At 40.5% G+C, this 12,683-nt stretch carries 12 protein-coding genes and 1 pseudogene; 8 read left to right on the top strand and 5 right to left on the bottom strand.

Annotation, left to right across the window (positions count from 1 at the left end; translation table 11 throughout):
• Window positions 1-75: 75 nt before the first annotated feature.
• Window positions 76-819, bottom strand: coding sequence for a hydrogen peroxide-dependent heme synthase (hemQ, locus tag BK575_RS26260; protein ID WP_078414461.1), 744 nt, complete (start codon window positions 817-819; stop codon window positions 76-78).
• A 285-nt stretch (window positions 820-1,104) separates the two neighbouring features.
• Between hemQ and pta the strand changes: the two genes are divergently transcribed.
• Entirely contained in the window at window positions 1,105-2,076 is a 972-nt protein-coding gene (gene pta / locus BK575_RS26255; RefSeq protein ID WP_078414460.1) for a phosphate acetyltransferase, read from the top strand.
• 152 nt (window positions 2,077-2,228) lie between these two features.
• Here pta and BK575_RS26250 read toward each other — a convergent pair whose 3' ends face one another.
• Together BK575_RS26250 and BK575_RS26245 are read right to left on the bottom strand one after the other, a co-directional pair.
• Window positions 2,229-3,074: an octanoyl-[GcvH]:protein N-octanoyltransferase gene (locus BK575_RS26250; RefSeq protein ID WP_078414459.1), complete on the bottom strand. Its 846-nt coding sequence runs from the start codon at window positions 3,072-3,074 to the stop codon at window positions 2,229-2,231.
• Between the two features lie 219 nt (window positions 3,075-3,293).
• On the bottom strand, window positions 3,294-3,971 hold the full coding sequence (locus BK575_RS26245; RefSeq protein WP_078414970.1) for an RsfA family transcriptional regulator: 678 nt from the start codon (window positions 3,969-3,971) through the stop codon (window positions 3,294-3,296).
• A 406-nt stretch (window positions 3,972-4,377) separates the two neighbouring features.
• Here BK575_RS26245 and BK575_RS26240 point away from each other — a divergent pair, with 406 nt between their 5' ends.
• From BK575_RS26240 to BK575_RS26230, 3 genes are all read left to right on the top strand, one after another.
• Complete coding sequence (locus tag BK575_RS26240; RefSeq protein WP_078414458.1) at window positions 4,378-4,602, top strand: YuzB family protein; 225 nt, start codon at window positions 4,378-4,380, stop codon at window positions 4,600-4,602.
• Between the two features lie 122 nt (window positions 4,603-4,724).
• Window positions 4,725-6,032: an HD domain-containing protein gene (locus BK575_RS26235; protein WP_078414457.1), complete on the top strand. Its 1,308-nt coding sequence runs from the start codon at window positions 4,725-4,727 to the stop codon at window positions 6,030-6,032.
• Between the two features lie 51 nt (window positions 6,033-6,083).
• Complete coding sequence (locus BK575_RS26230; RefSeq protein WP_078414456.1) at window positions 6,084-6,587, top strand: YwgA family protein; 504 nt, start codon at window positions 6,084-6,086, stop codon at window positions 6,585-6,587.
• Window positions 6,588-6,677: 90 nt separating this feature from the next.
• Here the strand turns inward: BK575_RS26230 and BK575_RS26225 are convergent.
• Window positions 6,678-6,770: pseudogene (locus tag BK575_RS26225) on the bottom strand (tautomerase family protein); the annotation flags it as partial.
• 240 nt (window positions 6,771-7,010) lie between these two features.
• Here BK575_RS26225 and BK575_RS26220 point away from each other — a divergent pair.
• Both BK575_RS26220 and BK575_RS26215 read left to right on the top strand, forming a co-directional pair.
• The gene (locus BK575_RS26220) at window positions 7,011-7,667 is read left to right on the top strand and encodes a site-2 protease family protein (protein WP_078414455.1); all 657 of its coding nucleotides are present in this window, start codon (window positions 7,011-7,013) and stop codon (window positions 7,665-7,667) included.
• Between the two features lie 24 nt (window positions 7,668-7,691).
• Window positions 7,692-8,210, top strand: a complete 519-nt coding sequence (locus tag BK575_RS26215) for a YwhD family protein (RefSeq protein WP_078414454.1) — start codon at window positions 7,692-7,694, stop codon at window positions 8,208-8,210.
• Between the two features lie 181 nt (window positions 8,211-8,391).
• Here BK575_RS26215 and BK575_RS26210 read toward each other — a convergent pair whose 3' ends face one another.
• Window positions 8,392-10,461, bottom strand: coding sequence for a transglycosylase domain-containing protein (locus tag BK575_RS26210; RefSeq protein WP_078414453.1), 2,070 nt, complete (start codon window positions 10,459-10,461; stop codon window positions 8,392-8,394).
• Window positions 10,462-10,828: 367 nt separating this feature from the next.
• On the opposite strand from BK575_RS26210, the gene speE reads away from it, so the two are divergent.
• The gene (gene speE, locus BK575_RS26205) at window positions 10,829-11,656 is read left to right on the top strand and encodes a spermidine synthase (RefSeq protein WP_078414452.1); all 828 of its coding nucleotides are present in this window, start codon (window positions 10,829-10,831) and stop codon (window positions 11,654-11,656) included.
• A 13-nt stretch (window positions 11,657-11,669) separates the two neighbouring features.
• Window positions 11,670-12,542 (top strand): agmatinase, encoded by an 873-nt coding sequence (speB, locus tag BK575_RS26200; RefSeq protein ID WP_078414451.1) that lies wholly within the window; start codon window positions 11,670-11,672, stop codon window positions 12,540-12,542.
• Window positions 12,543-12,683 lie beyond the last annotated feature (141 nt).

Here is a 12,683-nt window from a genome sequence, read left to right as displayed (position 1 = left end):
TGTGCCCGATTTTATAACGGGACAAAAAAAGAACATTCCAGAGCAAAAGCTCATTGGAATGTTCCAGTAAGGGTATTATACATGTAAAAATTGGGTGATACGATCTTCGCTTAAAATATTTCCAACGAAGAATGTGCCGAACTCGCCGTAACGGGCACTTACTTCATCAAAGCGCATTTCGTACACGAGCTTTTTGAACTGCAGTACATCTTCTGCGAAAAGGGTAACACCCCATTCATAGTCATCAAAACCTACCGAACCAGTAATGATTTGCTTTACTTTACCGGCATATTGGCGTCCGATCATCCCGTGGCTGCGCATTAAGCTGCGGCGTTCTTCCATTGGCAGCATGTACCAGTTGTCATTGCCTTGGCGGCGTTTATCCATTGGATAAAAGCAAATGTGCTTTGCTTTTGGGAGAATAGGATAAAGACGAGCTCGAATTTCTGGGTTTTCGTAAGGGTCTTCTCCAGCGGGCAAGTAGTTGCTCAGCTCCACAACGGAAACGTAAGAGTATGTAGGAACAGTATATTCGGCAAGCTTTGTTTTATTGAACTCTGTTTCAAGTTCATTCAACTCTTCCATCGTTGGACGAACGAACATCATCATAAAGTCTGCTTTCTGTCCGACAATCGTATAAAGAGCCTGGCTGCCTTGTTTTTCATTTTCTGTCTTCTTCCATTTTTCCATTAAACCTAAAAATTCATGAATAGCGGCTTGACGCTCGTCACTTGATAAGCGCTTCCATGAAACCCAGTCCATGGCGCGAAAATCGTGAAGGCTGTACCAACCGTCTAATGTTTGAGCTGCTTGTGACATATGTTTCAACTCCTATTATGACTTGATTGTAAAAAACCTAATTTTACTATAACATAGTTTATCCGTTTGGCATGAACGAAAAACACCTGAAATTTGACTAAATAAAAAACAATGAATCATATTAAGATTAAGAGGAAAGCAAAATGGAAATAAAATATCGAAACTTTCCCAATAAAAGAACTTTTTAGCGGAGACAAATTCTTTATGTGCTTTTCTTTGATTTTAAGAAGAAGTGGAGTATGCTAATAAAAGAAAATTTTTATACATAATTGAGGAGGATCTACAGTGAGCGATTTATTTGCGGCATTAAAAAATAAAGTAGCTGGTAAAGATATTAAGATTGTCTTTCCAGAAGGATTAGATGAACGTATTTTAGGAGCGGTCGGCCGCTTGGCTAAGGAGAACTTGCTTACTCCTATCGTAGTTGGGAACAAAGAGGCGGTAGCCCAAAAAGCAGAACAATTGAATGTTTCACTTGAAAACGTGATTGTTCATGATCCGTCCCAATACGAAGAATTTGATGCAATGGTGGCATCATTCGTTGAGCGACGTAAAGGGAAAGTATCAGAAGAAGATGCACGCAAAGTGCTTTTAGATGAAAACTATTTCGGTACGATGCTGGTACATATGGGGAAAGCAGAAGGATTAGTGAGCGGTGCAGCCCATTCAACAGCAGATACGGTTCGCCCGGCTTTACAAATCATCAAAACAAAAGAAGGCGTTAAAAAGACATCAGGTGTCTTCATCATGGTGCGCGGCGATGAAAAGTATGTGTTTGCAGATTGCGCGATTAACATCGCTCCAGACAGCCAGGATTTAGCGGAAATTGCGATTGAAAGTGCACGTACAGCGGATATGTTCGATATTCAACCTCGTGTTGCGATGCTTAGCTTCTCTACAAAAGGGTCAGCGAAGTCTCCAGAAACAGAAAAGGTTTCAAATGCTGTAGCAATTGCTAAAGAAATGGCACCAAATTTAACGTTAGACGGTGAATTCCAGTTCGACGCGGCATTTGTACCATCTGTAGCAGAGAAAAAAGCTCCGGGCTCTGTTATTAAAGGGGACGCTAACGTATTTGTCTTCCCAAGTTTAGAAGCAGGTAATATCGGTTACAAAATTGCACAGCGTTTAGGCAATTTTGAAGCGGTTGGTCCAATCCTTCAAGGATTAAATAAACCGGTTAATGATCTATCCCGCGGTTGTAACGAGGAAGATGTATATAAACTCGCGTTAATTACAGCAGCTCAAACTCTGTAAGCAAGAAAAGCGGAGGCGACTGTTCAGCTCGCAATGGAAATAGGGGTGGACCGATAAGGCGCTTTTAGCCTTATGAGGACCATCATCTTTTCCAAAGCAAGCTAGGAGCCGCAGCTGGACAAGAAAAGCGGAACAAAAAAGCTCTTCTCCCTTTAAAAAGGAGGAAGAGCTTTTTTATTTCGGCTATGCATACGTTCCAGATGATAGTCAAACAGCTGCATTTCATGACTGGACAAAGGTATGGCAGAAAGCTGAGCTCCTGTTTCCTTTAATGTTTTAAGTAAAGGAATCATGAGTGAAGAAACAGTAATATCCGTTTGTAACAGTTCGGATAAAGAAGCCATCGTATCCGGTACTATCACTGGATAGACAAATTTTGTTTCTTCATTTTTCAAACCTGCGCTATAAAATTGGCGAATCACATTCGCTCGTTGAGAGCCGCTCCCTGAAGCACATAAATAAATTTGAACGGCAATTCCACCTCGGATTCTTCTTTGCGAAATACCGGCAAATTTTCGATTATTAATGCTTAAATCATAACTTCCCGGACAATAAGAACCCACAATTTCTTTAGCCTCAATCGTCTTATTGTAAGGCGCCAGTATTCGCTGAATGAGTTTATACATGGCGTCATATCCACGATTAATATCGATGCCTTTTTCTGCATCAGGGAGAATGAGAGAGACGTTTAGGACTCCTTCATCCAAGACAACGGCAAGGCCTCCCGAATTTCGAACAATCACCCGGTATCCTTGCTCTTTTAAATAATCGATGCCATCTTGTAAATAAGGCAGCCGCGTATCTTGGATGCCAAGAACCACTGTATTATGATGAACCCATGCACGCATGGTGGAGTCTGATTCACCCGAACCGACCGATGTACAAAGCGTATCGTCAATCGCAAAAGACTGCATGGCATCAAAAGCAGGTCCCAAGCTTGTCTGATCGATAATTCTCCATTTTGCTTGTGCTAATAAAGATGAACCGTTTTCTTTCATATAAAATCTCCTTCAATTGAATGCTTAAACTTGTATGGACATGCTCTTTAAAGGACACACATGCTTGACGGGAAAGGGGGGCATCTGTTTATCCTGTATTAACGGGCCGTAAGACCCCCATTGATGGAAGTTTCCTTTATATACTTTCCGTATGAAACGGTATAATTATAGCACAATAGATCAAACGGGACATGGCTATTCAGCCATGTCCCGTTTGATCTATTCAGCCAATTTTTCCAAATTTCCGTTACGATCCATTTTAAATTTGGTGGATGGACGTTCCTCATCTTCGAGGAGCACGAATTTTCTTGCTCTATTCATGATTTTCATAAGTGTTTCGTAATCTTCTTGAATAGTAGTAGAATTTTGCTCCAATTGGGCAACGCGTTTTTCCAATTCAGCATTTTTAACCTTTAACTCATGATTTTCTTTTAATAAATTACTATTTTCATCTTGTAAAAGACTGATGTCATGTGTTTGGGAACCCATTGATTGTAAAAACACAATCACCTGGTCAAGAGATAAAGGGGCATGGACATTCGCAGTTGTTGCCTGGGCAGGGAAATTAGAGACAGTTGGTTCTGTCATTTCATTGCTGAATTCTTCTAAAACTGGAACAGGAGGAGTATAAAGCAACCGCTTCTTTGCATTCTGACTTTGACCAAGTGCACGCATTCTTTGTTTGCGTTGCTTTTTGGCTAATTGAAGGGCTTTCTCATAGGTGTGTCTGACAACGGCATTCCAGCGGAAGCCGCAGGCAGCGGAAGTGCGATTGAGCTTATCTCCAACTTCTTCAAATGCATTTAATTGGGTACTTCCTTCACGCACATGGCGCAAAACCGTTTCGGCTAACAATAAATCATTTTCTTCTGTCCAAGCGTCTTGTCTTTCTTTCATATTCATAGTTCACTCCTGAAATATATAGTTTTAAAAATCGAATTACTATCATGATGGACAAAAGAGACGAAGTTTATACCAAAATCTTAAAAGTATGATAGAGTTCGATATATAGATCGATCTAGAAAATTGGGTATGACCAAAGGGCGGTCATACCCAATTTTCTAGACCTAAGCGGCTGACAAGCTCCCTTGCGGGTTCTTGTCAGCCGCTTATACGAGGATCTTTGTGAGTGGATTCAGGATGGAAGAACAGAAAGGCCTAAATAGAAGAAAGTGCAATAGAAAAGGTTAAAAACGTAAGTTGGACTTATATATAATCTAACTTGCATTAGAGAATAATAAGAGGTAAAATACCCCTTAGGCCAAAGTGATAGTGTAATGAACTTTGAAAGGATTGTATCAACATGGCAAATGAATTTAGAATATGTGATGATTGTCAGGCGACAAATGTTAAAACCTTAGTCCCTCGACTTCAAAAAATAGATGAGTGTGCAGATATCAAAATTGGTTGTCAGTCTTACTGTGGACCTGGTCGCAAAAAATCTTTTGCCTTTGTCAATAACCGTCCGGTTTCCGCCCCAACAGAAGACGAACTGATTGGAAAAATTGAAAAGAAGCTTAACAAATAAAAAAATCGCCTTTGTTTCCACGAAAAGGTGATTTTTTCGTTCTTGGCTCGGAAAGCTAGGAAATCCAAGCGCCTATGTCGAATATAGGGAGATAGAACAAAATGAGACAGTGAGGTATGTACATGACCGATCCTACCAGTAAATTAAGCGAAGAAAAAGTATTTAAAGATCCTGTTCATCGTTATGTTCATGTTCGTGATAGGCTCATTTGGGATTTAATTGGAACGGCAGAATTTCAACGATTGAGGCGTATTCGTCAGCTGGGTACGACTTACTTAACGTTTCATGGTGCTGAACATAGCCGGTTCAATCATTCATTAGGGGTTTATGAGATTATTCGCCGCATTATTGACGATGTGTTTTATGATCGAGAGCACTGGAATAATGATGAGCGTCTTTTATGTCTATGTGCTGCACTGTTGCACGACTTAGGGCATGGGCCATTTTCCCATTCATTCGAAAAAGTTTTTCATCTCGATCATGAAAACTTCACTCAGGAAATCATTCTCGGTCCTACGGAAGTTAATGCTGTTTTGCGGCAGATGGGAGACGATTTCCCGAAGAAAGTGGCGGAAGTGATTGGAAAGACGTATGAAAATAAACTTGTTGTTAGTCTTATTTCTAGTCAGATCGATGCTGACCGGATGGATTATTTGCAGCGGGATGCCTATTATACGGGTGTGAGTTATGGTCACTTTGATATGGAACGGATTTTACGGGTTATGAGACCAAAAGAAGATCAGGTTGTCATTAAACATAGCGGTATGCATGCAGTAGAGGATTACATCATGAGCCGATATCAAATGTACTGGCAAGTGTACTTCCATCCGGTGACAAGAAGTGCGGAAGTCATCTTAACGAAAATCTTGCATCGGGCAAAACGGCTTCACCAGGAATATTACACCTTTAAACAACAGCCTGTACATTTCTACTCTCTGTTTGAAGACGAACTGACATTGCAAGACTATTTACGGTTGGATGAGTCGGTTATTCTGTATTATTTTCAGGCTTGGCAAGATGAAGAGGATTCTATTCTAGCAGATTTATGCCGTCGTTTTCTTAACCGCCGTTTATTTCAATATATTGAATTCAACCCGAATTCCCAAATGAAGATGTGGATGGAATTAAACCATTTGTTCAAAAAAGCGGGCATCGACCCGGATTACTACTTGGTGGTGGACTCTTCCAGTGACTTGCCTTATGATTTCTATCGTCCGGGCGAGGAAGAGGAAAGACTTCCGATTCATCTTCTCATGCCTAATGGTGAAATTAGAGAACTCTCAAGGGAATCGGAAATCGTCGAAGCCATTTCCGGAAAAAAGAGAACCGACCATAAGCTGTATTTTCCTCAGGATTTAATTGAAAGGCTCTCTCCCAAACGGAAGGTAAGGGAGCAAATTATGGAATTGTTGAATATCGGGGAAAAGTAAATGGTTTAATGAGCGGCGTTTACTTTATTAGTATTAGGAGTTGAAGGGGCCTTGTTAAAGGATCATGCTAAAATTGTTCATGTGTTTGCGACGGCGGGGGAAGTTATAGGAAGAAAAAAACTGCAAAAAATGATTTTTATCGCTAAGAAGCTGAATTTTCCTTTTTATGAACGGTATAATTTCCATTTTTATGGTCCGTATTCTGAAGAATTAACTCTAAGGGTTGAAGAGTTGTGCAATTTGGGATTTTTGAATGAAGTAAAAGAGAAAAAGGGCGGTTATAGCCAGTATCGCTACATGCTGACAACGGAAGGAAAAGAATTTCTCAGCCATTACGAATTAGATTTTCCTGCCCTCCAAGACTGCATGGAGGATATGAATGAGAAAAGTTCGAGATTTTTGGAACTGGTGTCAACCGTTCTTTATTTTGAAAATCTTGAAAAACGGGAAGTAAAGGAGAAAATATTTACGCTAAAAAGTAAGCAACGTTACATGGAAGAAGAAGTGGAAGAAGCTTATAAATACATTGAACAACTAAGAAGCAAGCTGCAATAAAGGCCCTTCCCGTTAATAAGGGAAGAGCTTTTGTTTTATCCTGATTTGAACAGGCATTATATCTTTCCTTAAGGTAAAATGAGGATGGTTTTATGCTTCGTCGCTTAAGCGTTTTCTACCAATTGCATAATGATTTTTAGACATCTCTTCAATGAATACGACAATTTTTTCTTTTGGCGCGCCTAGACGGCATGCTTACTTGCACTTTTCTTATTGTCCAGCTCCAGTGCCTAGCTTAGCACGGGAAAAGATGATTGTCCTCATAAGGCAAAAAGCGCCTTATGGGAAGATCCCTTATTTCCTTGGGTCCATAGGATGTGGGTCATGCCTTAGTTGGCCTTCCTTGACCAAGGCGCTTGCGCTTTTCTTGGTAGCCTTAGTATACTTGTGGTAAATTTGAAACCAAAATAGAGGAGATAGAGTGTGGAAAATTTTCTGGCATTTCCAATTGAACAAATTCCTTTTGTCGTCATTAGCTTAGTGATTGCTTTTACGATTCATGAATTTGCTCATGCCTATGTGGCGTATAAGTTTGGGGATCCAACAGCCAAAAATCAGGGCCGGCTTACACTTTCGCCGCTTGCCCATTTAGATCCCTTCGGTACATTATTGCTCATTATTGCTGGATTTGGGTGGGCGAGGCCCGTTCCGGTCAATCGGTACTTTTTTAAAAACCCGCGTTTGGCGGGCATCCTTGTTTCCGTTGCAGGTCCTTTAAGCAACTTTGCTCTCAGCTTTATCGGCGCAGTGATTTGGTATCTCTTAATGCGTTTTAATATGCAGGGGATTGGCGGGGGCTTTTTGTTCGAATTTTTTAATATGTTCATCACGCTGAACCTTTTATTATTTTTATTTAATCTCCTGCCATTTCCACCGTTGGATGGCTATCGAATTATCGAAGATTTAGCACCGCCGAACATTCGAGCCAAAATGACGGAGTATGAATCTTGGGGCATCTTCATCTTTTTGGTGATGGTCATCACTCCTTTAGACCGCTACATTATTCATCCCATTTTTAATACAGGTATCCCTTTCTTTATGGGGATTATTGACGCCGTTTTATCGGTACTTATTTTGTAATTGGACAAATAGGAGGCAAAATCAATGGAGGAACAAAAAAAGAAAAAAATTGGATTTAATATTATTAAAAATGATTCTACGGATGGACACGGTGGATTCGGTGTAGGAGCACTTAGCTTAAATAACATTTCTCCTGTTTTCGTGGATCCTGAAGAAGGCGAGGCTTTCGTTGACATTGGAGCCATGCATGCCCGTAGTGTGGTGGAGAAGGGAATCAAATTTCTGCCTAATAAAGAAGAGGTACCAAACGGAAAGCTCTATTGGCTGGTATGGGTGACGATTGACCGTAAAGAAGCGGGTTCCTATTATGCTGGAGTGACGGCTTGTGAGATGACGGTGGACCGCGAGATTAGACGCGGCTACAAATCATTGCCTGAACATGTAAATAAAATGGATAAATCGTTGAAGCGCCACATCATGGTAGATTTTATGGACGATAAATCGAAACAAGTGTTGCGTGATTTCTTAAAAAATCACAATGAAGAAATGTGGAATCTTTCAGAAGAGAAGCTGAAGCAGGGTTTATCCAGTTCTAATGGATAGTAAAGCATCCATGAATGGGAGCTTCCTTTGTTAAAATGATAAATGTGACGATATTTTGTCTAAAATGTGACATTTTTGAGACAGACTTGAGGTTTTGTAAGAAAATTATTAAACTTAAAGATAATATGGATGCTTTATAAAACTAGGACATAGAAAAGTCCGGGAAATTTCCCGGACTTTTCTATTGGAGCCATTTAAATAATTTATCATACCAGGACGGCTCTTTCTGTTCTTCAACAACTTCTTTCTTCTTCTGTTCTTCGTGAAATAGATGGTCTACACAATATTCGGTGGGTTCTGTTCCCTTTTTATAATAGGTAAGTTTCGAAACAGGGCAATTGGGTGTGGCTAATTTCCCGTTTTGAGGGTCGACATATACACCGGTTACGCCTTTTGGAGGCTTAAAAGTAGACGGAGGTTCTCCCTTTAATGCTTCTTTCATAAAAAGTGCCCATATTTTTTTGGCATAGCCTCTTTCCTCGACGATATCCATTGTTTTGTCCCTGTCATAACCTGTCCAGACACCTGCTGTAAGCTCAGGTGAATAGCCGATCATCCAGCTGTCGGTACTCGTTGTTCCAGATTTTCCAGCATACGTTCTGGAAAGGTATTTGGCAATAGGCGTACCTGTGACGGTCGTATAGCCATTGAGTCTGGAATCGAACATGCCTGTCATAAGGTGAGTGGTCAAAAAAGAAGTTTCTTTATCCAAAACTCTTGTTCGTTCCGAAGAAGCCTCATAAATGATTTTTCCATCGTATGTTTCCACTTTTTTAATAAAAGAAGGCTTCACTTCCCATCCTCCGTTGGCTAATATACCGTAACCATTCGTCATCTCGATTAACTTAACAGGAGATGTCCCTAAAGCGAGGGATGGCACTTTCTTCAATGGATTGCTAATGCCCACCTTTTGAGAGGTCTCAATTAGTTTACCCTGCCCGAGAAACAAGTGGGTTTTAACGGCGTAGACATTATCCGAAAGAGCAATGGCTTGCTGCAAGGTAATAGAATCATTGGCATAGTAATGATTAAAATTGCTTGGCGTATAAGTCGAGACGCCGTCGCCTAAAGTGAAGGTTGTATGCTCGCTGCGCATCGGTGTAGATGCCGTAAAGCCATTTTCAAGAGCCGCGTAATATAAAAATGGTTTTATCGTTGAACCCGGCTGGCGAAAGGCTTGTGTAGCCCGGTTAAATGGACTTTTTTCATAGTCACGCCCGCCAATTAGTGCTTGGACGAACCCGTTCTTTTGATTAATCGCGACAAAGGCTGCTTGCAGCTCCGTTTTAGGGTTAATTACATCTTGAATCGTTTGTTCTGCAATTTTTTGAAGCTTAGGATTGAGAGATGTATAAACCCGCAAACCCGATGTTTTGATTTGCTCTTCCGTCAAATTCAGCTCTTTTTTTAACTCTGCTTTCGCTGCATCAAAAAAGTAAGAAACTTCTTTATCTTTTTCTTTTGTGACGCGCTTTTGGAAAGACAGCGGTGCGGCATAAGCCTTTTCTGCTTCTTTTTGTGTGATCATTCCATCTGTTTTCATAGAGGTTAAAAGGACACTTTGCCGTTCTTTTGCCGCTTCTATATTGGAGTGAGGAGAATAACGATTCGGCCACTTGGGGATTCCAGCTAACAAGGAAGCTTCGCTTAAGGTTAGCTCGCTTGCATGTTTACCGAAGTAGTACCTGGACGCCGCTTCTATTCCATAAGTGCCGTGTCCGTAGTAAATCGTATTCAAATAGCCTTCCAGTATTTTTTCTTTATCATAATTCATTTCGAGCCGAATGGTGTACCAGGCTTCATGCAGTTTCCGTGTCCACGTCTTTTCATGCTCTAAAAATAAATTTCGGGCATACTGCTGCGTAATGGTACTTGCTCCTTGCACTTTAGCCATAGCTTTTAAATCTGCAATGGCTGCCCCTATGATTCGTTTTCCATCAAATCCATGATGTTCATAAAAACGCTTATCTTCAATGGACAATGTTGCTTGAATTAAAACAGGGGATATATTCTCAAGCGAAACCCAGTATCGTTTTTCACCATGGTGCATTTCGTCGATGACGGTTCCATCGTTCGCATAAAAAACAGCAGATTGAGGTACAGCTAAAGGAGGAGGACCTTGCAGTTTTGCATACGTTAAAATACCGATGGTTACTAAAAGAAGAAAGATTGATAGAAATAGACCGATGATTAAAGCTGCGCGAATATACTTTCTTGCTTTCCGTAACTTCTCTGTTAATATAACTTCCAAATAAATCATCTCCTTCCCTCTAATTACCAGTATTAAAGGGAAAGGAAGATTTTAAACGTACTTTAATATAAATCTAACTTGAATTTTTAACATTACAATCGTTTTTTGTCTTATTTACGCCTCCCTGTTCTTCCATCTTGAATAAGCTAATAAAGATCCTCGTATAAGGTCCGGCGAGAACCCGCAAGGGAACTTGCCGGACCTTATACGTAAATCATTTGACAAGGTGTTTTTTACCCTTGTCAAATGATTTATGTTTACATTTTTGCTAGATTACTCTATACTTTTCGTGTTTGTATTAATTGTGTTAGGGTAATCTATGCATGAGTCTCATAAATAATTAAGATAAAGAAAGGAAGAAACGCACATGGAACTATGGTTCACAGAAAAACAAACTGAAAATTTTGGTATTACAGCAAAAATCAAGCGTACTTTACATACAGAGCAAACAGAATTTCAAAAATTGGATATGGTAGAAACAGAAGAGTTTGGCAACATGCTGATTTTGGACGGTATGGTTATGACCACTCAAAAAGATGAGTGGGTATATCATGAAATGGTTGCTCATGTTCCGCTCTTTACGCATCCGAACCCTGAAAATGTATTGGTCGTAGGCGGCGGCGACGGCGGCGTTATCCGTGAAGTATTAAAGCATCCAAGCGTTAAAAAGGCGACACTTGTTGAAATTGATGGAAAAGTAATCGAGTATTCTAAAAAATACTTGCCTGAAATCGCCGGCAAATTAGAAGATGCACGTGTAGAAGTGAAAGTGGGCGACGGCTTCATGCATATCGCCGAAAGCGAAAATGAGTATGATGTCATCATGGTTGACTCTACTGAGCCTGTAGGGCCGGCTGTCAACTTATTTACGAAAGGATTCTATGCGGGTATTTCTAAAGCATTAAAAGAAGACGGAATTTTCGTTGCACAAACGGACAACCCTTGGTTCACTCCAGAATTAATTACAAATGTGCAAAGAGATGTAAAGGAAATTTTCCCGATTACGCGTCTTTACATTGCGAACATCCCAACATATCCAAGCGGCATGTGGACGTTTACAATCGGTTCGAAAAAATATGATCCGCTTGAAGTAAGCGAAGAACGTTTCCATGATATCGATACAAAATACTATACAAAAGAGCTTCACAAAGCGGCATTTGCTTTGCCGAAATTCGTAGCTGATTTAGTGAAATAAGGAGGAAACGAGCATGCGTTTTGACGAGGCTTATTCAGGTAACGTCTTTATTAAAAGCCATTCTAATTTTGAGGAAAGCAAAGCGGTCCTTTATGGAATGCCAATGGACTGGACGGTCAGCTATCGACCAGGCTCTCGTTTCGGCCCGACTCGTATTCGCGAAGTATCAATCGGCTTAGAGGAATACAGCCCTTATTTAGACCGTGAGCTGGAAGATGTGAAGTATTTTGATGCTGGTGATATTCCGCTTCCGTTTGGAAATCCGCAAAAAAGTTTAGATATGATTGAAGATTTTGTTGGTCAGTTATTAGAGGCTGGCAAGTTTCCTTTAGGAATGGGCGGCGAACATTTAGTATCATGGCCTGTTTTTAAAGCGATGTACAAAAAATATCCGGATTTGGCCATCATTCATATGGATGCCCATACCGATTTGCGTGAACATTACGAAGGCGAGCCATTATCCCATTCAACACCAATCCGTAAGGCGGCTGATTTAATCGGTCCGCAAAATGTATTTTCATTCGGTATTCGTTCTGGTATGAAGGAAGAATTCCAATGGGCAAAAGAAGTGGGGATGCACATCTCCAAATTTGAAGTGTTAGAACCATTGAAAGAAGTGCTGCCGAAATTAGCAGGACGCCCTGTGTATGTGACGATTGACATTGATGTATTGGATCCTGCCCATGCACCGGGTACAGGCACAGTCGATGCAGGCGGGATCACATCGAAGGAGCTTCTTGCATCCATTCATGCCATTGCCAACTCTGATGTCAATGTGGTGGGCGGAGATTTAGTAGAAGTGGCTCCTATTTATGATAATTCTGAACAAACAGCCAACACGGCAAGTAAACTAATCCGCGAAATGATTTTAGGCTGGGTTAAATAAAGAAAACCTTCACTTATGGGTATTCATTCCATTTTGTGTTGATGGTTTATTAATCTTATCAGGCTTTTACAAGCAGTTATTCATTACTTAAACTTTCTCGGTCTCTCTATGTTTTAAAGTAAGGTTTTACTGCTTGTTAAG

The sequence above is a fragment of the Priestia abyssalis genome (genome assembly GCF_002019595.1).
Lineage (GTDB): Bacteria > Bacillota > Bacilli > Bacillales > Bacillaceae_H > Bacillus_BA > Bacillus_BA abyssalis.
This window is presented reverse-complemented; position numbering and strand designations above follow the sequence as displayed.